The sequence below is a fragment of the Nocardia suismassiliense genome (assembly GCF_900269665.1).
Lineage (GTDB): Bacteria > Actinomycetota > Actinomycetes > Mycobacteriales > Mycobacteriaceae > Nocardia > Nocardia suismassiliense.
On the sequence record NZ_LT985361.1, the window covers coordinates 48381 to 72157 of the forward strand.

The window sequence follows — 23777 nt, forward strand, 5'->3', positions numbered from 1 at the left end:
TCGCGACGTGGCTGGATCGCAATACTCGTTCATGGCAGAGGTGTGGGAACACGCAGGCCAGGGGTCCTGGCATTTCGTTTCGCTGCCCGCGGAGGTCGCCGACGAGATCGAGGAGCGGTACGCCCATCGCGCAGGCGGGTTCGGCTCGGTCCGCGTGCACGTCACCATCGGCGCCAGCCGCTGGTCGACCTCGCTGTTCCCGGACAAGTCACGCGCCACCTACATACTGCCGGTGAAGAAGACGGTCCGTAGCGCCGAGGATCTCGGCGCCGGCTCGCGGGCCCGGATCGAATTGGTCGTCGCGATCTGAGGGGGTTCAGCGCGGAACGGACATGCACTCGGAGGCGATCCGGGTCCGCGCGGTGCGGGCCTTCTCGGCGTCCTCCTTGTTCATGCCCAGGGTTTCCTGATCGGCGGCCTTCGTGTCGTACTCGTCGCTGATCAGTACGCGCAGGCCGTCCTGCGAGATGCCCTGTTCGATAAAGAGTTTCGCGGCACAGTCGGCGAGCTGCTGACTCTTGAGGCCCTTGGCCTGCAGAGACTTGGCGAGGTCCGCCTGCGTCACCGCCGGCGCTGCCGCCGCCTTGTCGTTGCCGCATGCCGCGAGCACCGGCAGCGCGATGAGCGCCGCGGCGATCAGGGAGATCCGCACCTGAATCCCAATCTGTCGAAATAGCCACCGTCGTGCAATGGACGCCGTGGGGACGTCGGCCACGATGGTACCGATCGGGTCAGAACCCTACGTGCACAACGCGTTGCGGGACCATGTCCAAGCCCTCAGAGATCCATCGCCGCCCGCAGCGCGGTGTCCAGGCGTTCCAGCGTCTCGGATTCCATCTCGTCGACACGTTCGGCGAGCCAGCCACGGAAGATGCGGCCGATGTTCCCGGCGTGCACCCAGCCGTACTGCTGCACCGGCACCGCGAGGATGTCCCCGGGATCGTCCTGGACCACCTCGGCGGCGATCAGCCACGGCCTCGGCGACTCGTTGATGCCGTCACTGCTGATGAGCACGACTGTGCGCCGACGCGGCGAACCATGCGGGTTGTAGATCCACAGTTCACCCCGCCGCACGCATCGCCTCCTCGGCGGCGGCCATTTCAGCCGCGTCCGCGGCGGCCTGAGCCGTCACATCCGGTACCGGACCGCACCCGGTGCGCACGGCCTCACGCCGCGCGGCCTTGGAAATCCACGCCGAGGGTGACATGCCCGCGCGGGCCGCGGCCTGCTCGGCGAAGGACCAGGCGGCCTCATCCAGCGAAAGGGTGACCTTACGCGTTGCCATACCAATTATCGTACCGGCTTTTCGTGCCACTGCCAGCGGAGATTGTCCGGTTCCAGGCAGTGGACCGGCAACTGATGGCTAGTGACTGCTGTTACTGTGGGCGCCTGAATACCCGGAGAGGCGGACAACATGACGATGTTGAACCATCATCGGACCGGCTCCGGCGAGCCACTGGTTCTGGTGCACGGCATCGGCAGCCGGTGGCAGGTGTGGGAGCCGATCATCGATACCCTCGCCGAGTCGTTCGACGTGATCGCCGTCGATCTGCCCGGGTTCGCCGGTTCGGCACCGCTCGCCACCACCACTGTGGACACACTCACCGACGCACTCGCCGAATTCCTTGCCGCACAGGGCATCGAGGGACCACACCTGGCGGGCAATTCGATGGGCGGGTTGATCACGCTGAATCTCGGCGCCCGCGGGCTCGCTCGCTCCGTGACCGCTTTTTCACCGATCGCGTTCTGGGACAAGGCCGGTCGCGTCTGGTGCCAGCAGTCGCTGGGCAAGTCGCGCATGCTCGCGGGCAGGCTGAAGCCCGTGCTACCGACGATCCTCGGCACCGCCGCGGGACGCACCGCCTTCCTGAGTTTGGTCTTCGGCAAGCCATGGGCCGTCGACGCGCAAGTGGCCGTTGATACCGCGAACGGGGCTGCCGATGCACCGGGTTTCGAACCGGCGCTCGCTTCGTTCACCGACGCGAAGCTGCTCGAAACCGGCGGCCTCGCAGACATTCCCGTTACCGTCGCCTGGGGCAATCGCGACATCCTGCTGACCTACCGCACCCAGAGCCGCCGCGCCCGCGCGCTGCTGCCGCACGCCGAGCACGTCACGTTGCACGGCAGCGGGCATACACCGTTCTACGACGATCCCACCGCGTGCGCGCGAGCGGTGCTCGACACCATCGCCAGGAAGTAACCGCTACTCAGCGCTCCCGGCGCGGTTCGGTCAGCGTGTCCGGATGCGCCTTGCCGAGCAGGATGCGTACCGCATTGCGCCAGCGCTGCTGGATGATTCGGTTCCGATCCACCTCGCCGGTCAGCAGCACCCGCAGTGCGAGGCCGGTCATGATCTCGATGGTGAACTCGGTGATCGTCGGCACCCGAGGGTCGTCCGGGAACTCCGCGCGAAAGACATCACGAATGCTGGTGTGCATCAACTCGAACAGCCGATGCTCCAGCGGCAGAAAGGCGGCGAGCAGTTCGGGGTCCGTGCGCGCGCCCACCCACATTTCCAGCGCGGCCCAGAACGACGGCCCGCTGAGCATCCGCATGGTCAGCTCGACGGCCGTCTCCAACCGATCGGCCGTCGCCGGAATATCCTCGAATTCCTTTGTCAGCTGATCGAATCGGCGGGCAGCGAGATGCTCGACGGCACCGGCAAGCAGATCGGCCTTGGTCGGAAAATGATGCTGCAGCGTGCCGCGCGGCACACCGGCCCGCTTCTGCACCTCCAGCGTGGTGGTGCCCGCGTAACCCACCTCGATCAAGCTCTCCACCGCCGCGTCCAGGAGCCGCGTGCGCATGCGCGCGCGGCGCTGCGCCTGCGTCTCCCGGACGCGTTCGCCCGAGGTGGTCAGCGTCCCTGCCATTGCGGTTCGCGCTTCTGCGCGAAGGCGAGCGCGCCCTCGGCGGCGTCTTTGGAAAACAGTGCGGGCAAGGCGATCTCGCCCTGCTTGGCGAACGCGTCGGCCACCGGCCAGTCCGGCGACTCGTCGATGATCCGCTTGCTCGCGGCGACGGCGAGCGGTGCGGCGGTGGCGATTTCGGCGGCCAGCTCCAGCGCGACGGCCAATGCGGTGCCGGGCTCGGCGATCCGATTGACCAGACCCAGCTGGTAGAGCCGTTCGGCGCCGATCCGCCCGCCGGTGAGCGCGAGCTCGGCGGCCATGCTGCGCGGCAGCCGCTGGGTCAGGCGCAGCACGCCACCACCCGCGGCGACCAAGCCGCGCTTGACTTCCGGGATGCCGAACTGCGCGTTACTGGCGGCGACGATGAGGTCACCGGAGAGCGCCAACTCGAAACCGCCGGCCAGCGCGAAGCCCTCGACGGCCGAGATCATCGGCTTCACCGGAGGTTTCGCGGCAATGCCCAGCGGGCCACGCCGCTGCGTCATCGGCATCTCGCCCTTCGACGCGGCGACGAGATCCATCCCCGCGCTGAAGGTGCCACCCGCGCCGGTGAGCACCAGCACCCGGGCCGCATCGTCGGCCTCGAACTCGTCGACGGCGTGCTCGATGGCCTGCGCGGTCGCCAAGTTGATCGCGTTGCGGGCCTCGGGGCGGTTGATGGTCAGCACGGTGATGGCGTCGCGCCGTTCGACCAGGATCAGGCCGGATCCTTCCGCGTCCCGCGTCGAGTCGCCCTGCGCTGCTGCGGTCATTTGACGGTCCTCTCGATGAGCGTCAGCTTGTCTGCTGCGGTGATGTCGGCGGCAACGCCGAGCGGGTCGCCTTCGTCGAACGCGGCGACGGTCTCGGCGTCGGATGCCCGGATCAGTATGCGGGCGCCGGTCGGCGTCAACGCGCTGACCACGACCGCCTCGGCCTCGTCGGCGTGGTCCGGCGCGGGGCCTTTGCGGTAGGCGACGGTGTACGACTCGACCGTGGCGGGCCCGGTGTAGCCGGGCGCCGCTTCGCGCCGGGCGGCAGGCACCTGCGCCTCGATCGAACGGAACAGGCGCGCAGGCGGTTCGGCCGAGTAGACGCCGACACCGTGCTTGGTGATGTACCAGCCGAGCGCGGTCGCCAAACCGTACGCACTCGGGTCCTCACGCAACAGGCCGACCAGAGTCGCGATCGAATGGGTGGCGTAGTTGTTGCCGGGCCCGCCCCCGAAGGGGAGCCCGCCGGTGACCGAGAGCGGCCGCGCCGGATCGTCGATCGGCAGGCCGAGCGCCTCGGCGGCGACCTGGACCGCGACCGGGAAACACGAGTACAGGTCGATATGCGCGACGTCATCGATGCCGATGCCCGCGGCGCCCAGGGCGGCCTGTCCGGCGGCCGCGATGGCGGGTGAAGCGGCCAGGTCCGCGCGTTCGGAGACGAACCATTCGTCGGTGGCGGTGGCGCCGCCGTGCGGGAACACCCACCGGTCCCGCGGCACCCCGGCCGCGGTCGCGGCGGCCGCGCTGCACACGATCAGCCCGGCGCCCTGATTCACCGAAAGGTTCGCGATGAGCAGCTTCGGATACGGCGTAGACACCATACGATTCGCGGGCGTCGGCGTCACCAGATCGGCGGCCGCCTGCGGTGTGGGCTGCCAGGCATAAGGATTGCCCGCCGCCACCTCGGACAGCCGCGACCACAGCCCGCCGATCCGCGCGCGATGCTCGTCCTCGCTCAGCCCGAGCCGGCCGCGCAGCGCGGTTTCCATCAGCGCGTAGAAGTACACCGGTCCCCACAGCCCTGCCGCGGTTTCCATATCGGAGTTGGGCGCGCGATCAGAGCCGATGAGTTCGGTCGGCTGCACGTCGTCGGCCTGTTCCGGCCAATCCAGCGTGGCGCCCGTGCGGGTGGCGGTATTCCAGGCGGCCACCGCCTCGGCGCCGGTGATCAGCGCGATGTCGCACTGCCCGTCGGCGATCGCCTGGGCGACGGTATTGAGCAGCCGCTGCGGCGCGTCGCCGCCGAAACGCACCGACTGCACCGTCCGCTTCGGCGAGGCCCCGAGTTCCGTGGCGACCAGTGCGCCCAGATCCGCGTACGGCCTGCTGACCGGGGCCGCCGCCGCGATCAGATCGGCGGACCGGAGCAGCCGATCGCCGGCGCCGCTGTCGGCGCCCGCGCGGCGCAGCGATTCGGCGGCGAGCTCGACCGGGCCCGGCAGGCCCGGCTCGCCACTCCGGTGCACGACCTGTCCGGCACCGACGAGCACCGGCGTCCGGGGATCCATTCCCGCTGGCAGCATTGTTCCTCCGATGATCTTGCGGGGCGTCGAGCGTGCCACGAACGGACCCGGTCGGCGCGGATACCGTCAGCATTGACGGTAACTTGCGTTCGATTAGAACAGAGACCGAACGGCCGGGCAATGGCCCCCTACCGTTGAACTGACTCGCGGGTAAGATCCGGGAATGGGCACCAACATCGCGCTGCGCTTCGACGGCGACCGCGCCTACGTCACCCTCGACCGGCCGGACAAGCACAACGGCCTCACCATCGACATGCTCCGGGACCTGATCGACACCGCGCACACCATCGCGGACCGCACCGACGTGCGCGCGGTCATCCTGTCCGGCAACGGCCCGAGCTTCAGCAGCGGCCTGGACATCGCCAAGGCCACCGGTGACCCGCTGTCCATCGTGCGCAGCTTCGTCCCACTGCCGTGGCGTGGCACCAACACCTTCCAAGAGGCCTGCTGGGCGTGGCGGCGGTTGCGGGTGCCGGTGATCGCCGCGGTGCACGGCCGCTGCTACGGCGGTGGACTGCAACTCGCACTGGCCGCCGACTTCCGCTTCGCCACCCCCGACGCGGAGTTCTCCGTGATGGAGGTCAAGCACGGTCTGGTGCCCGACATGACCGGCGCGGCCACCCTGTCCCGGCTGATCGGCGTCGACAAGGCGCTGTTGCTCGCCATGACCGCGGACACGGTCGACGCCGCCTACGCCGAGCGCATCGGCCTGGTCACCGAGGTCACCGCGGACCCGGTCGCCGCCGCGGAGAAACTCGCCGAGCGCATCGCGACCCGCTCGCCGCATGCCGTCGCCGGCGCCAAGCGGCTGTTCGACAAGGCCTGGGAGGCTTCGACACGCCGCACGTTCGCGCTGGAACGCGCGACGCAGCTGCCATTGATCATTCGGCTGGCCACGGCGGGGAGCAAATCCAAGAAAAAGTAATGCTCAGAGCTCATTTTTGAGCTACGCGCCACAATTTCGGCGAGCGCGCTGCTAGCATTTCCCAAGGATTTGCCAGCCAGTCGAATTGTGGTGCGCTACACACCGCGAGGGGTCTGTGTATCGCGGGAAGTCTGTGTGTCGCATCGCGCTCGGCGTGATACGGAGGGCTCACAGACCTTGACCAGAACGGCATCCATCTTGCTCTCGGCGCTGGCGGGTGCTTCAGCCTTGCTTATCAGTGCTGCCACCCCGGCCACCGCCAACCCGAACACCATCAACCCCATTCCGGTACTCAATGGCAGCACCGGCCTGCCCCACCTGCATGGCCGAACCAAAGCCGTGTTCCAGATGACCGGCATGGCCAGCCCGAACAACACCCAGGCCTACAACGTGCTGGGCACCGACCTCGGCATCATGTGGGACAACGGCAACGGCGAGTTGCTGACAGCGTTCGGCGACACCGCCGGCCTCGGATTCCCGAATCTGCTGGCGGGCAGTATGTGGTCGTGGCGGTCCAATATTCTGATGCGCAGCCACACCCAGAACCCGGCGGGCGGGATCTACTTCGACAGTGTCGTCCGGGATGTCTTCGGGCAGGCGCGTGATCTTATCCCCAGCCCGAAAATCCCGTTCCTGGAGATCAGCCGCATCCCGACCGCGGGCATCTCGGTCGGCGGGGTGCAATTCATGAGCCTCATGTCCGTGCGGAGCTGGGACGACGTCGGGCAATGGAGCACCAATTTCTCCGGGCTCGCCGCGTCCGGCGACAACGGCGAGACCTGGGGTGAATTGCCCGCCACCCGGCGCCCGGACGAGGGCGGCAACAGCAACTTCCAGATGAGCGCCTTCCTCAAGGACGGCGGCTTCGTCTACCAGTACGGCACCCCGTCCGGCCGCAACCAGGCCGCGTTCGTGGCCCGGGTGCCGGAAGCCGAGATCACCGACCTCGGTGCGTACGAATACTGGGACGGCGAAGGGTGGCGACGCGGCGACGTCAACGCGGCGGCGCCGATCATGTGGGGCGTCGGCGAACTGTCGGTGATGTACAACGCGTATCTGGGCCAGTACATCTCGCTCACCACCGATCCGTTCAACTCGGTGGTGATGCGGCGCGCGCCCGCGCCGACCGGTCCCTGGAGTGAGCCCGAGGTATTGATCGACACCAGGGAACTGCCGAGCGCATACGCGCCGTCGATCTTCCCGTACCAGACCGGACGTGATCTGTACTACCTCACCACCGTGCACAGTCAGTACAACGTGCTGCTCATGCGCACAACGCTGTAGCGGGTTTCCCGCACCCGGTTCCGCGCGATCCGGCACGACCTTGACCTCAACACGACTTCACGTATGAGGCTCGGTGGTGTCGGATCGTCGTCTGCAGGAGGAACCATGGGAACCGTCGCGTCCGTGCGGGAATGGCTCAGCGCCAACGCACATCCGGTCATCGATACCGATCCCGGCTATACCGGTCCGGACCTCGATCCGCTGATCGATCGGCTCGGTTCGGCGACCGTGGTCGGACTGGGTGAGTCGACACGGTTCTCCCGGCAGATCTACGGCGTGCAGGAGCGCGTCTTCCGTGCGCTGGTGCAGCGACACGGCTTCCGCGGCTTGGCCATTCAGGACAGCGCGCGGTCCGGTGAGCGGTGGGATCAGTATGTGCGCACCGGTGCGGGCGATCCCGAAACGGTGCTGGCCGGTTCGTGGCGGCCGTGGCGGACGACGGAAACCATTGCGGCACTGGAGTGGATCCGCGCGTTCAACCAGGACCACCCCGACGACCCGGTGCGGATATTCGGCGTCCAGCCGCCGCGTGCGGAGCCTGCCGACTACGACGTCGTGCTCGAGCACGTTCGGCGCGTCGCACCGGATCGACTGGCCGACCTCGAGGTTCACCTCACGCCGATTCGTACCGCGCATCAGGTGGACGAACATGTCCAGCGTCATCAAGGCATTCACCCGGGTCGCCCGTTCGCCGAGCACGCGCGAGAGGCGGTTGCATTGCTCGAATCCTTGCCGAACACACCGGAATCCGTTCGCGCGCACGCACGGTTGATACTCGACTTCCATGAGAACAGCGTCGCCGGGCAAGGTGGATTCGCCGGCGATGAGCGGCTTGCGGGCGAGCGGGTCATCGATTGGCAGCGGCGCAGCGGAGCGAAGATCGTCTACTGGGACGGCATCGCGCACACCACGAATCTCGGGATACGTATGGGGACAGCGGAATTCCGGGGCGTCGGCACTTATCTGCACAAGGAGTTCGGCCCCGATTACGTGTCGGTGGCCCTCGGCTTCCACCACGGCGACCTCGGCGTGGCGATAGCGCCCGACCCGCGGCCCGATCTGCTGGACGCGATCCTCGGCTCGATTGATCTACCGAATTACTTCGTCGACCTCCGCGACGACGCACCGGAGGCCGTGCGCGACTGGTTCCGCGGCCCGGCGAAGGTCCGCGTCATCAGCGGCATCTACGACCCGGCCGAGGACGCCACCGCCAACCTCGGCCTCGACTCGCTGTCCGACGCCTTCGACGTATTGGTGCACATCCGGGAAACCTCGCCGGTGCACTGGCTGCCGATCGAGGATCAATAGACTCGCGGGCATGGATGCGACCGATTGGGACGAGCGCTACGCGCACACTGAATTGGTCTGGGGCGCACCGCCGAACAACACCGTGGTGGAGCACGTCTTCGGGCTGGAGCGGCGCACACCGCTGCAGCCCGACCATCCCGACGGCGACCCGCCCGAACTCCCGCGCGCCCTCGACCTGGCCTGCGGCGAAGGTCGCAACGCACTCTGGCTGGCCACGCACGGCTGGCAGGTGCACGCCGTCGACTATTCACAGGTCGGCGTGGACAAGGGCCGGACCATCGCCACCCGGCTGTCCCGCTCGGTGCGCAGCCGGATCACCTGGCAGTGCGCCGACGTCACCGATTTCGCCGCCGCCGAGCTCACCGGTCCGTTCGAACTGGTTCTGATGGTCTTCCTGCACCTACCCGCCGAGCAACGACGCACGGTGGTCCGTCAGGCTGCTGACCTGCTGGTTCCCGAGGGCACTCTGCTCGTTCTCGGCCATGACTCCACCAACCTCACCGAGGGTTACGGCGGCCCGCAGGACCCGTCCGTCCTCTTCACTCCGGACGACATCGTCGCCGACCTGGGCGAGGCCGTCGCGGACGACCGAATCAAGGTCCGGCTGGCCGAACGCGTCTTCCGCCCCACCGAGGGGCGCGATGCCATCGACGCGCTGGTCATCGCCACCCGTCCGGCGGCTAACGCCGACGAGGTCGAACCCGTCTCCTGACTACCCGCTCCAGCGCTGCAACCAGGGTGTGACCGTGTCGGCGATGACGTCGAATCCCGTGCGGAACGAGTGCGGCTGACCAGGAATCACGCGCAGCTCCGCCACATCGGCAGCGTCCGGAATGCCGAACGGATCGCTACCCCCGTTGATCACGACCACCTCGATATCACCCGCTTCGAGCAGCTCCGCGCGCCGCGACTTCTCCGGCTTCCCCGGCGGATGCAGCGGAAACGACAGCGCGATCACCCCGCGCGCCTCGACCGCGATCGCCGTGCGACAGGCGACCCGCGCTCCGTTGCTCCGCCCACCCTGGATCAGCGGAACCTTCTTCACCCGGGCCCGCAGCGCGGCCACGATCTCCAGCCAGGCCTCGTCCTGCTTTACCGCCGACCCGGGCGCCCGCCGGCCCGCGAGCCGATAAGGCTGCACAACTCTGGCTACCGCGCCACCCAGCGCCACCGCCGCGTCGCGCACGGCCAGGATGTCCTTCGCGTCGACCCCGCCGCCCGAACCGTGCGTGAGCACCAGCAGAAACGCGGGCTTGCGTGGCTGGTCAAGCTCGATTTCTGCGGGTCCGGCACTCGTTTCGATGCGCACACCTCACGGTAACCGGGTCGGCGCGTCAACTCGCGACGCCCCGCGTGGCGCTGTTTTTCGCGTCACATTCCCGCTCGAGCCTTTGCCAGCCCATTACCGGTCGGTAATATGGACCGTAAGTTACCCGCGAGTAGCATGCGGAACACCGGCTACCGGTAGAGCGAAACACGGGCGGGAACGGTCAACCAACCGACCGCACCAACTCAACGGAGAGTGAGTACTGACATGGGTCACTACAAGAGCAACGTCCGCGACCTGGAGTTCAACCTCTTCGAGGTCCTGGGACTGGGTTCGATCCTCGACAGCGGCGCCTACGGCGACCTCGACACGGACACCGTCAAGGAGATGCTCAACGAGGTGCGTCGCCTGGCCGAGGGCCCGCTCGCGGAGTCGTTCGCCGACGCTGACCGCAACCCGCCGGTCTTCGACCCGCAGACGCACACCGTCGCGATCCCCGAATCGTTCAAGAAGTCCTTCCGCGCGCTGCAGGAAGGCGGCTGGGAGAAGCTCGGCATCCCCGAGGAGCTCGGCGGACTCGGCGTCCCGCGCACCGTGCACTGGGCCATCAGCGAGCTGATCCTCGGCGCACAGCCCGCCGCGTACATGTACGCCGCAGGCCCCGGCTTCAACACCATCTTCCACAACAACGGCACCGACGAGCAGAAGAAGTGGGCCAAGATCGCGATCGACCGCGACTGGGGCGCCACCATGGTGCTCACCGAGCCCGACGCGGGCTCCGATGTCGGCGCGGGTCGCACCAAGGCGATCAAGCAGGAAGACGGCACCTGGCACATCGAAGGCGTGAAGCGCTTCATCACCTCCGCCGACGCCGACGACATGTTCGAGAACACCGTGCACCTGGTGCTGGCCCGCCCCGAGGGCGCAGGCCCCGGCACCAAGGGTCTGTCGCTGTTCTTCGTACCGAAGTTCCACTTCGACCACGAGACCGGTGAACTCGGCGACCGCAACGGCGTCTTCGTCACCGGTGTCGAGCACAAGATGGGCCTGAAGGTCTCGGCCACCTGTGAGGTCACCTTCGGCGGCAACGGCATTCCGGCCAAGGGCTGGCTCGTCGGCGAGGTGCACAACGGCATCGCGCAGATGTTCGACGTCATCGAGAACGCCCGGATGATGGTGGGCACCAAGGCCATCGCCACTCTGTCGACCGGTTACCTCAACGCCCTCGACTACGCCAAGGAGCGCGTCCAGGGTGCCGACCTGACCAAGATGACCGACAAGGCCGCGCCCCGCGTGACCATCACCCATCACCCCGACGTCCGGCGCTCGCTGGCCAGCCAGAAGGCCTACGCCGAGGGCCTGCGCGCGATCTACCTCTACACCGCCGCGCACCAGGATCCCGATGTCGCCCAGCAGGTTTCCGGCGCCGACGCCGATCTCGCGGACCGGGTCAACGACCTGCTGCTGCCGATCGTCAAGGGTGTCGGTTCCGAGCGGGCCTACCAGTACCTGACCGAATCGCTGCAGACCCTGGGTGGCTCCGGCTTCCTGCAGGACTACCCGATCGAGCAGTACATCCGCGACGCGAAGATCGACTCGCTCTACGAGGGCACCACCGCGATCCAGGCGCAGGACTTCTTCTTCCGCAAGATCGCGCGGGACCGCGGCGTCGCGCTGGCGCACGTGGCAGGCCAGGTGCAGAAGTTCATCGAGTCGGAGGCGGGCAACGGCCGCCTGAAGGGTGAGCGCAAGCTGCTCGCCACCGCGCTCGAGGACGTGCAGGCCATGGCCGCCACGCTCACCGGGCACCTGATGGGCGCCCAGGAGAACCCGTCCGAGCTGTACAAGGTCGGCCTCGGTTCGGTGCGCTTCCTGCTCGCCGTCGGCGACCTGCTCATCGGCTGGCAGCTGCTGCGTCAGGCCGAGATCGCCATCAAGGCGCTCGACAACGGCGCCACCGGTGCCGACGAGTCGTTCTACCAGGGCAAGGTCGCGGTCGCGCAGTTCTTCGCGCGCAACATGCTGCCGGAGCTGACCGCGGTCCGCACCATCCTGTCGAACCTGGACAACGACATCATGGAGCTGGACGAAGCAGCGTTCTGATCTAGATAACGACGAAAAACGGCCCGGATTGCTCCGGGCCGTTTTTCGTTGTCAGGCTGTGCTGGAACCGACCAGATCGTCGACGACGACCAGGTTGCCGCCCAGCTGTTTGGCTTGATACATCGCGGTGTCGGCGCACGCGAGCAGATAGGCAGGCGTCGGCGCGTCACCGATCCCGTCGAAAACCGCCACCCCGACGCTCGCGGTCACCACCACCGATTCCGGATCCAGACCGGCCGCCGCAACCGCCTCGTCCGATTCGGCGACCGCTTGCCGCACCAGTTCCGCGACCGAACGCGCCGTCAGCGTGTCGAGCGGCCCGAAGATCACGAACTCCTCACCGCCCATCCGTGCCAACAGCAGTCGGGAGCCGACCGCGCGGCGCAGCCGTTTGGCCGTCCGGCTCAGCACCACGTCGCCCATGGCGTGCCCGAAGCGGTCGTTGATGTCCTTGAACCGGTCCAGATCGATCGCGATCGCACAGGCCGGCGCCGACCGGCCGGACTGCCGCAACGTGGACAGATTCAATTCGAGCCCGCGACGGTTCAACAGCGCGGTCAATTGATCGGTCACCGCGTCCTGGCGCAGCACCCAGTAGCAGAACTGCATCGAGGGCAGCAGCACAACGCCCGCCGCCACCGAGATCAGCACGATCGCCAGGCCGACCATCGGATCACCGCCCACCGCGACCATCCGGGTGGTCAGCGCCACCACCGACACCACCGTCCAGGCCGCATGCACCGCCAGCACCTTGGCGTTGTGCATCACCGCCAGATAGCCACCGGTAACGACCAGCAGAACGAGGCCGAGCGCGCCGTACACGCGGTCCGCTTCCTGCCAACAGGCCACCGTGATCGCAAGATCCGCGGCGGCGAACAGGGTCAGCGACTCGGTGCGGCTCGGCCACGGCCGCAGCCACCAGCGCAGGGCCCAGAACAGCGCGAACGCGACAACGAGCCAGTCGAGCGCCTGGCCGAGTCTGCTCGGCGGGCCGGTCTCGGACGACAGCACCAGGATGGCGATGCCGGCCAGCACCGCGCCACCCATACCGACGGCCACCTTCGTCCAGCGCACCGCCGCGTGCGAGTCGAGGGCACGCGCCAGCCAGTTGTAATCGGCCGGATCGTGCCACCAAGCCTCGAGCATCACGCGACCATTGGCCACAGCCACCACCAAGCGCAGAAGGATCAGTTCCATCGCAGATACGCCGAGCGCGAGATTCCTCGTCGAATCTCACCAGCTAACTGATCAAGTGTATTGCCGGCGCGCCATAGGGGTCGTTGTGTTGGTGCGCACAGCGTTTTGAGCTGGGGAAATCCTGGCTGGAAAGCCGCGCTTTCGGTCCGCCGCGCTGCCACAGTCACCACTCAGCTATCTCAATCAGTTGGCTACGGATACGACAAAGCGGCCCGGATCGCTCCGGGCCGCTTCGTGACATTCAGGACGCCCCGCCGTCCCCGCCCGGCACCATGCGGGGCGGTATCTCTTCGGTGAATTACGGGGCGGGCTTGTTGCCCGAGCCGCTGGACAGCGCCTTGACGATCTCGGCGATGGCCTTGCTCGAGCCGGTCCCGGTCGGGTCCGGCTCACCCGGGGCCACCACCGGCTCCACGGTGCCCGGCTCCATTTCAGCCCCGGTGCCGCGTCGGCGGTCGCCATACCCGACCCGGCAATGAGGACGCCGGCAGCCGCGGCCAGCACGATCCCGAATACACGCGTTTTCTTCATTCAGTTGCTTCCTTTACCGAATATCCAGGTCGACACCCTTTGGTATCAACCGGAGCCAGTTCTATCACGGTAATTCGAGGGTCAGCGACTGTTCAGTCATCGCGGATTTCGGCCAGTGGTTGCGGGTGGGTTGCAATTCGATGGGTGCGCAACTTTCAAACTGTAAGCTGACATATTGCCAGTTCTCGCCCATATTTTCACCGGCATCCGGATTCGGGGCATGCCCGAAAGACACCCGCTACCGGGCCTTTTGTGGCGAAATAGCAATTCGACATAATGCTCCAGCGATGACCTACCGCAACTATGGCAAACCGGTAGCATACTCGGAACTAATTGAGCATTCATCGACTGACCACATTTGCGTCATCCAGCAATCAAGGGGCTATGTTGTGATTCATTGCATGCGGAATTAATGTAACGCCAGGAGAAGATTCACCGAATAGTGCCGGGCACCCGCTGAGGACTGCGTCAGAGGTCCCACTGTTTGAGGCCGTACGAGTCGGCTACCCAGATCGCCTTGTCGGTAACCGCTATGCCCCTCGGCGTGTGCAGCACCCCCGGCCCGGACGGCACCACCGACTGCACACCCTCAGGCGTCATCTTGAGGACTCGCGGAGTAGCGTTGCGCACTCCCCCTGCTGGACCACATACGCATTGCCGGCAGCATCGATATCCAACCCCATCGACCGATCGAGGTCGGTGAACGGCAGGGTCGTCTCGTTGCCGGCAGCATCGCGCCGAACGACACCCATCCTGTCCTCACTGTTGGAGACAGTAATCGTTCCCGCATCATCGACATAGATGCCGAATGGGAAAGAGAGATTCCCCGGCAGGATGGTCTCCTGCACCCCACTCGGATCGACCCGGACAATCCTACTGTTCCAGCTGCCGAATGCTTATAGGCTCTCTGCCTCACGGGCGAGAACGATAACCTCGGCATACCTACTCACTACCCGCAAGGGTCCTACGTCGAGTCTCTGCGCAAATCAGATCCGCGCAAGCACCCAAAACTATTTGAGTTTCTCCCACAACTCCTCATCCAAGCGCCAGCCATCATCGATTAGCGTGGATACACCATTCTTGATATCAGCGAAGCCGGGTTGCCCCTCGGCCCATATCGACCAGTTTATCGACACCTGCAAGGTAAGCATCTCCGAATCGCGAGTCATTTGGCATACAATCGGACTGGGTCGATTCACCTGCTGAGGACCACAAACCCATTGCCTACCATTGACAATTTCGACGGAATGGTCGAATACCGACCTGCCATTACGCACAGTTATGGCGTCCCCTTCCACCTCATATGCGGATGGCAACTGCGCCATAGCGGCCCTGATCCACAACGCATCCCATACAGTTCTCGAACCAGTCGCTGCATCGATATTAGGCCGCACCGCTTCCTGCATGAATTTTGAAACATTCGCAAAATTCAGATCATCGACAGAACTGACTACCTGGCCGACCCACCACGGGCTTATCGTCACATTCCGGGGAAGAGTAGCGCACTGCAGCATTCTATACTCATCAGCTAATTCCGAGGAGCGCAAGGGTACATCGAGCTCGTCGTCCCAATACGTCAAGGAAACGTCGATAGCCAGCGGTCGGCAGAACTCAGATAGAAATCCAAATAAAGCCGACAACGCGACGGAATTCAAATCGGCCTCGTGCCCCAGATCGTCCAAGTCTCGCTCCAGCGCTATCACCAGGCCGGAATCATAAATTTCCGGCATATCACTCGCAGCGGTTTGACCAATCATCTGATACGACTCCATACTTGACCAGATCGGATATATTCGGCTAAGACGGCACGAGTATCCGGGTTCACAATCGTTACTCGATCCAGGTAATTGATGTTCTTGATAGCAGGGAGGTTACCCAAGAGTTCATCGAAAAGGTTCTCCTCCTTGATCAAGGTGCCATCAGGTCTCCGTGCCGTGAATGTGCCATCGGGACGCCATTCTTTCAGTTGCCCCTTCGTGCTGCTGCCGGTGTAGACCCTAGCATAAATCGTCGCACCCAGCTCGCCACTCATCGGCTTTTGCCAAAGTACCCTTTCCACCGCTTTATCGATACCATGATGAATCTTCGCCGTGAACTCTTGCGCAGTCTTTACCGGCTTCGCTAGTGCCGCAATTTCGACTCGACTGTCAAGAACGGGACCGCCTCTGGTCAGACTGACGGATGGACTATTGCTCGACAACAAACCGACATCGAACTCTGGCAATGCCTCGTCGGTACCAGGCCGTTTCAAAACGAAACGTTCAAGCGAAGTGACAGCGTGCATTCCAGGGTTCTCTGCCAGTAACCGCTGCACCTCGTACAGCTCGTGCAATACTTCCGGGAATTGCGCGTCTGTCTTCCCTTGATGGAACTTCAACCACTCATCCAGATCTCGCACGCGCGGTCTGGTCGAGGAGTCAAAGATATCGTTTGCGAGCTGCGCTCGGTTGAGCGGCGGTACACCAGCCCCACCGGTTCCGCCTCCAGGACCGGAACCGCCGCTACCTCCGCGAACGCTCTGCGCGAAGGCTCGGCCGAGCTCGAGTGCCCGCCCGTGCAGATCTGTGAGAGCTCTTCCGATGGTATTAACCTTCGCGCCCATGTCGGCGAATATTTCGCCCATGATTGCGCCTTCACGAGCTGCTGAACCCCGCCACGATGTTCCGGCAAAAGCGACATCCGGATTAGAGTCCAAAGTGCCGATCTTCGTTTGGATGAATTCGGTGATCTGAGTATCGGCCCGCGCCCACCAGTCGCCGAGTCTCTGAGGCACCCGGTCCAAAATCGTCGCACTTCTCGTCGCAGCATTAGACATCCAGCTCGGCATACGAGAATTGGTACCGCCGCCGAGTGCAGGGTCAATGCGTGTGGGCTCTTCAGGCTTAGGTGAGCGAGGTCCACGTCCAAATCGCAGTCCTGCCACTCCTACGGCTGCGCTGACACTGAGAAGGCCGACTGATTCCCACGGATTTTCCTTGATTTCTTTCGGCGTAACTCCGATCAGATCGCCAATTAGCGCGTTTTCGCGATCCGGGCGCTGGTAGGTGGAGCCGATACCATCGGATCCGACACGGATGGTGCTTGTCGTCGCCATGAAGTCAGTGAGGTTTCCCGCCAGATACTCAACACTGCCGACTACTGGGCGTACGAATGCTCCACCGATCTCAGCCAGTCGCTTTTCCCGATCAGGCGGCTGATATGTCGTCATCACGCCGTTCTGGGTTACCCGAATCGATGACATGCCTGCCATACCGTCCGTGACCTTTCGGAACGGATAGGCGACGACGTCGATTGCCATCCCACCCAAAGCCGTACCACCGGTTATGGCGCCCGCAGCGACTTTCTCCCACGCCATACGGTCGTCCGGCGCGTTGTTATGACCGATCGGTTTGCCATTCGCGTCGAAGATGGTCTCGGATTTATCCGCGTACCGACGCGTCCGTGTGCCATTCAGATTATAGGTGTCTTCGTACCATTCACCTTTACCGCGGAATTCATCGATCAACAGGCCTGCCTTATTGGTGTGTAGCCAATGCAGACCGTCTTTTCCCTGCTCGGTGCGGCTGAGGTACGTATTGCCTTGACCATCATCCGTCAACGACCATCGTTTTCCGGTCTTGTCTAGGTGCCACCTGCTTCCATCACTGTCGATTCCGCCGACAAGTGTGCTGTCGACTCCGCCCTTCCCGTTCGGGGCAGCTTGGGTGATCAGTACATTTCCGTAATTGTCGTGGTGATAGTTGTTGTACAGGCCCTGTTCGTTCAGCACACCGACGTCGGTGCCCACCCTGTTGCCGTTCACGTCGTACGACGGCGTTTCGACGCGCTTGCCGTCCGCGCTTATATCGGCCTCCATCGGAGCCGGGGACGCCGGATCGCCTCCTGCCGGTACGGTGTAGATCTTCGCCTTCCCGAGGTCTGCACCGTTGGTGCCGTCGGGATACCGGACCGCATACGAACCGTCAGCATTCGCCGTCCAAGTAGTCACGCCTCCCTGGCCATTGGAGACGGACCGCATCTGCGTGATGGTGCCGTCGGCGTTACGAATCGTGGTGTCGATCGTTTGCCCGCCGGTGCCCGGCACGATCACGCTCGTCGCCAACCCGCCGTTGCCGGTTGGCGTGTCCCACGGAACGCCCTCAACAGGAGGCGCGGTAGGCGGCACCGGAGGAGCTTTGTCGTCGACCGGTTTGTCGGTGCCAGGGTTTGTGGTCGCCGGCGCCTGCTGCGGGTTCTGTTGCGGCTGTTGGTTTTGCGCTGGCTGCGGATTCTGTTGGGGTGGCGGGTTGTTCGCTGGCTGAGTGGCAGGTGCCTGCACCTGCTGGTTGGCTCCGGGGACTGGCGGATTCTTCTGCTGCTCCTCGAGCCTGGCGCGGTTGGCCGCCTCCTGCTCCGCCGGCGTCTTCGGACTGTCGCCCAGGCCGGTCTGGTAGCTGACCGGCTTGATCACTGGCGCTCCGAAAGGTGTATCGACAGCCGGGAACGGCGCCGAATCGATCACCGCAGCAGCTGAATTCGCCGTGGGCCGAGCCGACTCGATCAGCTCCTTGCCCGCGAAGATTCGTGCCAGCTGCTGACTTGAAGAGGCCGCGGTCATGCCGTGGAAGTTATGGATACGACCCGCGCCGGTACCCGCGCGTGCGGAATCGTCAACCGCCACACCACCCGCCGACAACGAGGACAGATGCGCGGTGCGCGCCGACACCCAGGGCGCCACCTCGGTTCGCATCGGCCAAGCCGAGTTACTCGCCATAACAGACCTCAATCGCAGTCAGAATTCGAGAAGAGAGAAAAGATGCCGCGGTTTGACCCTCGAACTCGACGGCAAGACGACAAAGCGGCCCGGAGCTTTCCGGGCAGCTTGGTATTCAATGCTGGTTCAGACGACGATTCGAGCTTCCGCAGAGGGACTTACGCCCCGTGACGGCTGCTGCGACCTCCGCCTACGAGACCGGAGCGTCGACGTACATCCAGGTGCCGTTGCGGTAAACCTGGTGCTCGTAGTACCGGATCCGGATCGGCACGCGCCATACACCGTTCAGACATGCGGCAGCGCTCAGCCTGTCGGCGGTCCACGCGTAGCCGAACCTCCGCCTGCTCCGACATCCCCTCGACTACTGACCGAGGTATTGCCCCCACGACGGCAGGATGAAGACCGGATCACACGCGGGATAACGTCTTTGCACCGTCTTCGCCGGGATGTGGCGGTGCAGCACCTGTCAGCAGCATCCGAAACTGCAGCATTTTTCCCGGCGATGCCGGGGCGCACTAAGAGGTCCAGATCGGTAGAATCGACATCACCCGGGCACAGAACCAGCCCGTGACCAGCGACGAATCCGATAGCCACGCAACACTATTGCGGAACCGCTCCCGACTTCAAGAGAGCCACAGATCACCAGGACTCAAAACTAGCGAACGCGGCGGGATCGATAGCGGCGAGCATTTTCTGAAGATATGCTGCTCTGGCCGTACGCCCTTTGATGCCCGAGCCCTCGTCGATGAACAGGCAAAATGGTAAAGACACTTCGACAGCGCATTGAAGCTCGAATTAGCAAGCTCCAAAGCACCTGACTCGACACTGAGTAGAACCGCCCTACCACCATCGATGTCGAACCCGAACAACATCGAGTACAGGTCGGCCGGAACAGCACCGATCACCATCAGTGCGGTATTCGCAGTACGTCACGCAAAGCCACCGGCACCGTGCCAACCCACCTGAGCTGCAGCCATCGCATCTATTTCCGCATCGCTGACACCTTGGACCGACTCGGCACGGAACCCTCTGGGCAAGCTCCTGATCGACAATCACGAATTAGACGAGTCTCGGCGACCTGTCTTTTCACAGGTACCCCACCAAGGAAGGGTCAGCCGGCAGGACCGGCATACTGAGTAATATTCTCAGCTTGGACGAGCGGCTTCATGCAACGAGCTGGCTACTCTATGGCATGCCACAGAATGTCATCGCCCTATACCGATACCAATAGCACTCTCAGCGGCGGCCAAGATTCGCGGTACTTCGGGAGGCGTCCAGCGTTTGAGGTCGTCGTAAACAATATCCATCGGCGATACCGAACGTTCGAGTCCATCACGACCGCGCAGGGTCAAGATATAATTTGCTCCCTGATCATCCGAAATAAGATCCCATGCAGCACCATGCTCTACGATCAATACTTGCGCGACGTAAGCTGCAAGCATTGTGTGCAACCACCGCCAGTCGTCGTCGTCCATGGAATCATATTCTTGGGAAGCGACGAAATCATCAAAGATGGCTAGAAAGGACAATGGATCGGCATCCAGGTCGAGATGGCCGGCGTCCAGCGCATCAACCAACCCTGCCAATGCCTCTCGACGTTGCCTCTCCCACTCGGCAATTCGAGAAGAGTTCGAATCCATTGCGTCCCTCATTCCTACATGTGCCATACGTATCTGATATTAGCGCGGGCTAGCTCGGCGACCAGATCAGGACTTGGACCCGCCCCAAGGAACTCCCACATCGGATCATAGCCTGGATCGGCCTTGCGTAGTGCGTAGTCTTTAGCGATCTGATGCTTGATATGGGGGCTCAATGGCACTTCGAGCTCCTTGGTGACCCACTTGCCGGGTTTTACCTCGACTCTTCGATACCGTTGGTACATTTTTACTTCGATAGCGATAATGCGACCGTTACCGAGATCGACCGGGACGTCCACCTTCCTGACCGTGTCCTTATCGATCGGAAAGTGCGGATCGGTGTTCTCTGGCACGTTATACGGACGTTCAGGCCCCGCTCCGTACCGTTCACGCGAATTTACTTCTGCTTCCTGCCAACGCCTACTCTTGTCCTTCAAGTTGCGGACCTGCTTGATCGACTTCGCAGCTTTCCCCGGCATCAGAGCGGGTAGTAGTTTTTGAGGCCGCCATGGACCGTTCGGTGACGGTGTTGCAGCGGAATCAAACCTTGTTGCACCCGAATTGATGCTCCCGCCAAAATTATCGAAGAAGCCACTGGGTACGCCTGCGGGCACAGCTCTCGGACCATCGATCAACGAACGGATCGTGTGGGCGAAATCTCGGTAGACCTGGAGCTCCGCCTCGAGGAATGCAGCGATCTTCGAAGGCGTTTTGTCGGTTCCACGCCGGGGCCGGGGCTCAGTGGTAGTCGACGCGGCATCCCGTGGTCGTTGCCTCGGTTGCGTGCTGCGAGGTTGCGCAGCCGGCGCACCGTGCGGCTGGTTTCCGGTACCGCCGCGTGAAGGTGTCCGGTCGACGGGGCGGGGTGTTGGTGAATCTTGGTGCGTAATGCCGCCCCGATTGGGTGCAGCATTGCCCTGCTCACGGCTTGGGTTTCGGACGGGGCTTGCGTCTTTACGCGCAGGGACGTCTACCTTTGGTCCCCTCGGCACACCGAGTGTGTTCGGCTTGCCCGCCAGCTTGTCAGCCGCCTTCGCCGCGGCCCCGATGGCAGCTGCATCTCCCAGATGTGCGGTGCCAGTGGCGATCTTGCCGACCTGGGCAGCGGCTGCCGCGGTCTCCCCGCCTGCGGCAGCCGCACCGCCGCCCTTGATGGGGGAGAACAGGGTGACGGTGCCGAAGACTGCTCGGCCAAGAGTGCCCCCGGGATCGTCGGAGAAGGTGGTCCAGTCGGTACCGATAAGAAGTTTGGAGGTTTCGTTCAGCGCGGACTTGTTGTTGTCCCAGATTTCGCCGAAGGTCGTGCCAAGCCCTTGCTTGCCCGCCGCGAAGCCGTAGATAGTCCCGAAGTCCTTGACCCTCGCTTGGGCGTTGCTTGTGAACACCGTGGCGAGGCTTTGGCCCAAGCCGGTAAAGGCTTCCACCTTTGTCGTCAGGTTCGGTTCTTTACCGAAGAACTTGCCGATGTCGTTGATGTTGTCGTTGGCGCCGGTCAGCGCACCAATGCCTTCAAGTAACCCGCCTGCGGCGCCGTAGACGCCCTTTCGGTAGGCGTTGGCGAAGTCGAGAGTCTTGTCGAGGACACTGCGGGTGTCGATCTCATTCCCATTCTTGTCGAACTCGACCGTCTCACCACCGTCGTAGACAATCCGGAAACCGTTGTCGTGGTTTTCGATTCGGCCTCGCGTGTTGTTCTCGAGGTCTTGGATGGTGTCGATCATCTTGCCGTCGGGGCCGCGGGTCGAACCCAGAACGATCTGACCGTTACGTGACCACGACCACAGCAATTCACCGTTCGGTGCGAACTTGCGCCTCGCGACGGCGTTGCCAGCCGCATCCACCATGCTTTCGGCAGTATTGGGGCCGTCAGGTGCGATCTCCCAGCGATTGCCTTGCTGATCGGTCCGCCAGCCGAGGCCGTCGCCACCCATCTGGCCGACAACCCATGGTGTAGCAAACTCTTTACTGCCAGGGCGGCTTTCGAGGGTTACCCTGCTGCCATCGGGTAGAAGTTTGGTTTCCAGATAGCTGACACCATCGGGCTGCTTTTCGAGTATCGACCTCGCAATGTCCCCGTTCGAGTCCGCTGACTCTTTTGCCCAGTTGCCCTTGCCATCGCCCTGGATGTATTCGTTGGCACCGTTGACCATGTCGCCGCCTGCGGGGACGGTGTAAGTCTCGGTCGCGCCCGCGTTCGGCTGACCCGCGCCCGCCACGTAGGTGACCGAATGGCGGCCGTCGGCGTGGGCGGTCCACACGGTCACACCACCCTGATCGTTGGCCACTGCCCGATGTGAGGTGATGACTTTGCCGTCGGCGTCGCGAACTTCGGTGTCGATCGTCTGGCCGCCTGTACCAGCGACGATGGTGCTGGTCTGGGTACCGCCGTTGCCCATAGGGGTTACCTGCGGGACACCCTCGACCGGAGGCGTAGCGGGCGGGGCTGGAGGAGCGATGGGTTGTCCCGGCAAGGGACCCGGTGGCGTCTTGTTTTCGACCGGCTTGTCACTGGTCGGCGCCGTCGGCGGTGCAACCGTTGTCGCGGGCGGTGCGATGGCCGCTGGTGCGGGCGGAGGTGCGTCCTTCTGCTGGTTGTTCTCGCGGATCCGCCGGTCGTTCGCGTCGATCTCGGCCTGTAGCCTGTCCGACTCTTCTTTGGTGGTTGGACCAGGCGATCCCAGGCCCTTGTCGAAACCGATGGGCTTGGCCCCGGTTATGACAACTGGCCCATTGGACGGTGCCGAGGCTGCCGGTTGCGCGTCTGCGGCCTGGAACGGAGCCGAATCGGCCACCGCAGCCATGGAATTCGCGTTCGGCCGGGCTGACTCGACCAGCTCCTTGCCCGCGAAGATTCGTGCCAACTGTTGGCCTGAAGAGGTCGCGGTCATGCCATGGAAGTTGTGGACACGGCCCTCGCCGGTACCCGCGCGTGCGGAATCATCAACCGCCACACCGCCCGCCGACAACGAGGCCAAGTGCGAGGTACGGGTCGACGCCCATGGCGGCACTTCGTTCTGCTTCGGCCGCACCGAATTACTCGCCATAACAGACCTCAATCGCAGTCAGAATTCGAGAAGAGAGAAAAGATGCCGCGGTTTGACCCCTCGAACTCGACGGCAAGACGACAAAGCGGCCCGGAGCTTTCCGGGCCGCTTGGTATTCAATGTTGGTTCAGATGACGATTCGAGCTTTCGCGGAAAGACCTACGTCCCCATGGCGGCTGCTGCGACCTCCGCCTACGAGACCGGTGCGTCGACGTACATCCATGTCCCGTTGCGGTAAACCTGGTGCTCGTAGTACAGGATCTGGTAACCGTCGCGCATGCGCTTCACACCGAGTTCCCATGCACCGTTGAACTCTTCGCCGCCGATGCCGACGCGGATGCGGTGTACTTCGACGCTCTTGTTGTCGTAGCGGATGACCAGGCGCACCGTGTTGGAATGCTCGTCGGTGTCGACTTCCTCCACTCGCTTGAATCCAGCGATATGGATAGTGTCACCGTAAAGGGTGGGCTGCATTTCTACGACCATGAAGGTATCGGGCATGGTGCTTTGCTTTCTGTGCTGGTGAGCAGGGTTGTCC

23 protein-coding genes are annotated in these 23777 nt (G+C 63.9%); 7 read left to right on the forward strand and 16 right to left on the reverse strand.

The window, feature by feature from the left end:
• Positions 1-7 precede the first annotated feature (7 nt).
• Complete coding sequence (locus DBO33_RS00210; protein WP_234390617.1) at positions 8-310, forward strand: DUF1905 domain-containing protein; 303 nt, start codon at positions 8-10, stop codon at positions 308-310.
• A 6-nt stretch (positions 311-316) separates the two neighbouring features.
• Here DBO33_RS00210 and DBO33_RS00215 read toward each other — a convergent pair whose 3' ends face one another.
• The 3 genes from DBO33_RS00215 to DBO33_RS00225 all read right to left on the reverse strand — a co-directional run bounded on the left by DBO33_RS00215 (position 317) and on the right by DBO33_RS00225 (position 1285).
• Entirely contained in the window at positions 317-652 is a 336-nt protein-coding gene (locus DBO33_RS00215; RefSeq protein ID WP_107653233.1) for a hypothetical protein, read from the reverse strand.
• Positions 653-777: 125 nt separating this feature from the next.
• Positions 778-1074: a hypothetical protein gene (locus tag DBO33_RS00220; RefSeq protein ID WP_107653234.1), complete on the reverse strand. Its 297-nt coding sequence runs from the start codon at positions 1072-1074 to the stop codon at positions 778-780.
• Complete coding sequence (locus DBO33_RS00225) at positions 1061-1285, reverse strand: hypothetical protein (RefSeq protein WP_107653235.1); 225 nt, start codon at positions 1283-1285, stop codon at positions 1061-1063. Before DBO33_RS00225 ends, DBO33_RS00220 begins: the two co-directional genes overlap by 14 nt.
• A 129-nt stretch (positions 1286-1414) precedes the next feature.
• Between DBO33_RS00225 and DBO33_RS00230 the strand changes: the two genes are divergently transcribed.
• A complete protein-coding gene (locus DBO33_RS00230; protein WP_107653236.1) occupies positions 1415-2200 on the forward strand; it encodes an alpha/beta fold hydrolase in 786 nt (261 codons plus the stop codon).
• A 7-nt stretch (positions 2201-2207) separates the two neighbouring features.
• Here the strand turns inward: DBO33_RS00230 and DBO33_RS00235 are convergent, their stop codons facing one another.
• Genes DBO33_RS00235 through DBO33_RS00245 form a run of 3 tightly spaced genes read right to left on the reverse strand, consistent with a single transcriptional unit; the run spans position 2208 to position 5190 of the window.
• A complete protein-coding gene (locus DBO33_RS00235) occupies positions 2208-2873 on the reverse strand; it encodes a TetR/AcrR family transcriptional regulator (protein ID WP_107653237.1) in 666 nt (221 codons plus the stop codon).
• Positions 2858-3664 carry a crotonase/enoyl-CoA hydratase family protein gene (locus tag DBO33_RS00240; protein WP_199856498.1) on the reverse strand — a complete coding sequence of 269 codons (807 nt, stop codon included), beginning with the start codon at positions 3662-3664 and terminating at the stop codon, positions 2858-2860. The genes DBO33_RS00235 and DBO33_RS00240 overlap by 16 nt, the downstream gene beginning before the upstream one ends.
• Positions 3661-5190 (reverse strand): thiolase C-terminal domain-containing protein, encoded by a 1530-nt coding sequence (locus DBO33_RS00245; RefSeq protein WP_107653238.1) that lies wholly within the window; start codon positions 5188-5190, stop codon positions 3661-3663. Before DBO33_RS00245 ends, DBO33_RS00240 begins: the two co-directional genes overlap by 4 nt.
• A gap of 163 nt (positions 5191-5353) precedes the next feature.
• Between DBO33_RS00245 and DBO33_RS00250 the strand changes: the two genes are divergently transcribed.
• The 4 genes from DBO33_RS00250 to DBO33_RS00265 all read left to right on the forward strand — a co-directional run bounded on the left by DBO33_RS00250 (position 5354) and on the right by DBO33_RS00265 (position 9419).
• The gene (locus tag DBO33_RS00250) at positions 5354-6115 is read left to right on the forward strand and encodes a crotonase/enoyl-CoA hydratase family protein (protein WP_107653239.1); all 762 of its coding nucleotides are present in this window, start codon (positions 5354-5356) and stop codon (positions 6113-6115) included.
• A gap of 177 nt (positions 6116-6292) precedes the next feature.
• Positions 6293-7399 carry a DUF4185 domain-containing protein gene (locus DBO33_RS00255; RefSeq protein ID WP_107653240.1) on the forward strand — a complete coding sequence of 369 codons (1107 nt, stop codon included), beginning with the start codon at positions 6293-6295 and terminating at the stop codon, positions 7397-7399.
• 105 nt (positions 7400-7504) lie between these two features.
• Entirely contained in the window at positions 7505-8707 is a 1203-nt protein-coding gene (locus DBO33_RS00260) for an erythromycin esterase family protein (protein ID WP_107653241.1), read from the forward strand.
• Positions 8708-8717: 10 nt separating this feature from the next.
• Positions 8718-9419 carry a class I SAM-dependent methyltransferase gene (locus tag DBO33_RS00265; RefSeq protein WP_107653242.1) on the forward strand — a complete coding sequence of 234 codons (702 nt, stop codon included), beginning with the start codon at positions 8718-8720 and terminating at the stop codon, positions 9417-9419.
• On the opposite strand, the gene DBO33_RS00270 is transcribed toward DBO33_RS00265, so the two are convergent.
• Positions 9420-10016: an alpha/beta hydrolase family protein gene (locus tag DBO33_RS00270; protein WP_107653243.1), complete on the reverse strand. Its 597-nt coding sequence runs from the start codon at positions 10014-10016 to the stop codon at positions 9420-9422. It abuts the gene before it with no gap.
• Positions 10017-10241: 225 nt separating this feature from the next.
• On the opposite strand from DBO33_RS00270, the gene DBO33_RS00275 reads away from it, so the two are divergent.
• Positions 10242-12077 carry an acyl-CoA dehydrogenase gene (locus DBO33_RS00275; protein WP_107653244.1) on the forward strand — a complete coding sequence of 612 codons (1836 nt, stop codon included), beginning with the start codon at positions 10242-10244 and terminating at the stop codon, positions 12075-12077.
• A 51-nt stretch (positions 12078-12128) separates the two neighbouring features.
• Here the strand turns inward: DBO33_RS00275 and DBO33_RS00280 are convergent, their stop codons facing one another.
• From DBO33_RS00280 to DBO33_RS00300, 9 genes are all read right to left on the reverse strand, one after another.
• On the reverse strand, positions 12129-13274 hold the full coding sequence (locus DBO33_RS00280; RefSeq protein ID WP_107653245.1) for a GGDEF domain-containing protein: 1146 nt from the start codon (positions 13272-13274) through the stop codon (positions 12129-12131).
• A 298-nt stretch (positions 13275-13572) separates the two neighbouring features.
• The gene (locus DBO33_RS44375; protein ID WP_267897870.1) at positions 13573-13704 is read right to left on the reverse strand and encodes a hypothetical protein; all 132 of its coding nucleotides are present in this window, start codon (positions 13702-13704) and stop codon (positions 13573-13575) included.
• Between the two features lie 569 nt (positions 13705-14273).
• Positions 14274-14405, reverse strand: a complete 132-nt coding sequence (locus DBO33_RS44380; RefSeq protein ID WP_267897871.1) for a hypothetical protein — start codon at positions 14403-14405, stop codon at positions 14274-14276.
• Complete coding sequence (locus DBO33_RS00285; RefSeq protein WP_107653246.1) at positions 14402-14653, reverse strand: NHL repeat-containing protein; 252 nt, start codon at positions 14651-14653, stop codon at positions 14402-14404. Before DBO33_RS00285 ends, DBO33_RS44380 begins: the two co-directional genes overlap by 4 nt.
• 162 nt (positions 14654-14815) lie before the next feature.
• Positions 14816-15562, reverse strand: coding sequence for a hypothetical protein (locus tag DBO33_RS42515; protein WP_159080079.1), 747 nt, complete (start codon positions 15560-15562; stop codon positions 14816-14818).
• On the reverse strand, positions 15559-18534 hold the full coding sequence (locus DBO33_RS00290) for a hypothetical protein (protein WP_107653247.1): 2976 nt from the start codon (positions 18532-18534) through the stop codon (positions 15559-15561). Before DBO33_RS00290 ends, DBO33_RS42515 begins: the two co-directional genes overlap by 4 nt.
• 1229 nt (positions 18535-19763) lie before the next feature.
• Positions 19764-20198 (reverse strand): hypothetical protein, encoded by a 435-nt coding sequence (locus DBO33_RS42520; RefSeq protein ID WP_159080080.1) that lies wholly within the window; start codon positions 20196-20198, stop codon positions 19764-19766.
• A gap of 14 nt (positions 20199-20212) precedes the next feature.
• Entirely contained in the window at positions 20213-23239 is a 3027-nt protein-coding gene (locus tag DBO33_RS00295) for a hypothetical protein (RefSeq protein WP_107653248.1), read from the reverse strand.
• A 192-nt stretch (positions 23240-23431) separates the two neighbouring features.
• A complete protein-coding gene (locus DBO33_RS00300) occupies positions 23432-23740 on the reverse strand; it encodes a hypothetical protein (RefSeq protein WP_159080081.1) in 309 nt (102 codons plus the stop codon).
• Between the last annotated feature and the right edge of the window lie 37 nt (positions 23741-23777).

Bases quoted from the DNA above. Each gene is read 5' to 3' on its own strand.
- DBO33_RS00225 (WP_107653235.1), bottom strand. From the start codon at position 1,285: ATGGCAACGCGTAAGGTCACCCTTTCGCTGGATGAGGCCGCCTGGTCC.
- DBO33_RS00230 (WP_107653236.1), top strand. From the start codon at position 1,415: ATGACGATGTTGAACCATCATCGGACCGGCTCCGGCGAGCCACTGGTT.
- DBO33_RS00235 (WP_107653237.1), bottom strand. From the start codon at position 2,873: ATGGCAGGGACGCTGACCACCTCGGGCGAACGCGTCCGGGAGACGCAG.
- DBO33_RS00240 (WP_199856498.1), bottom strand. From the start codon at position 3,664: ATGACCGCAGCAGCGCAGGGCGACTCGACGCGGGACGCGGAAGGATCC.
- DBO33_RS00245 (WP_107653238.1), bottom strand. From the start codon at position 5,190: ATGCTGCCAGCGGGAATGGATCCCCGGACGCCGGTGCTCGTCGGTGCC.
- DBO33_RS00250 (WP_107653239.1), top strand. From the start codon at position 5,354: ATGGGCACCAACATCGCGCTGCGCTTCGACGGCGACCGCGCCTACGTC.
- DBO33_RS00260 (WP_107653241.1), top strand. From the start codon at position 7,505: ATGGGAACCGTCGCGTCCGTGCGGGAATGGCTCAGCGCCAACGCACAT.
- DBO33_RS00265 (WP_107653242.1), top strand. From the start codon at position 8,718: ATGGATGCGACCGATTGGGACGAGCGCTACGCGCACACTGAATTGGTC.
- DBO33_RS00275 (WP_107653244.1), top strand. From the start codon at position 10,242: ATGGGTCACTACAAGAGCAACGTCCGCGACCTGGAGTTCAACCTCTTC.
- DBO33_RS00280 (WP_107653245.1), bottom strand. From the start codon at position 13,274: ATGGAACTGATCCTTCTGCGCTTGGTGGTGGCTGTGGCCAATGGTCGC.
- DBO33_RS44375 (WP_267897870.1), bottom strand. From the start codon at position 13,704: ATGGAGCCGGGCACCGTGGAGCCGGTGGTGGCCCCGGGTGAGCCGGAC.
- DBO33_RS44380 (WP_267897871.1), bottom strand. From the start codon at position 14,405: ATGACGCCTGAGGGTGTGCAGTCGGTGGTGCCGTCCGGGCCGGGGGTG.
- DBO33_RS42515 (WP_159080079.1), bottom strand. From the start codon at position 15,562: ATGATTGGTCAAACCGCTGCGAGTGATATGCCGGAAATTTATGATTCC.
- DBO33_RS00290 (WP_107653247.1), bottom strand. From the start codon at position 18,534: ATGCGAACCGAGGTGGCGCCCTGGGTGTCGGCGCGCACCGCGCATCTG.
- DBO33_RS42520 (WP_159080080.1), bottom strand. From the start codon at position 20,198: ATGGATTCGAACTCTTCTCGAATTGCCGAGTGGGAGAGGCAACGTCGA.
- DBO33_RS00295 (WP_107653248.1), bottom strand. From the start codon at position 23,239: ATGGCGAGTAATTCGGTGCGGCCGAAGCAGAACGAAGTGCCGCCATGG.
- DBO33_RS00300 (WP_159080081.1), bottom strand. From the start codon at position 23,740: ATGCCCGATACCTTCATGGTCGTAGAAATGCAGCCCACCCTTTACGGT.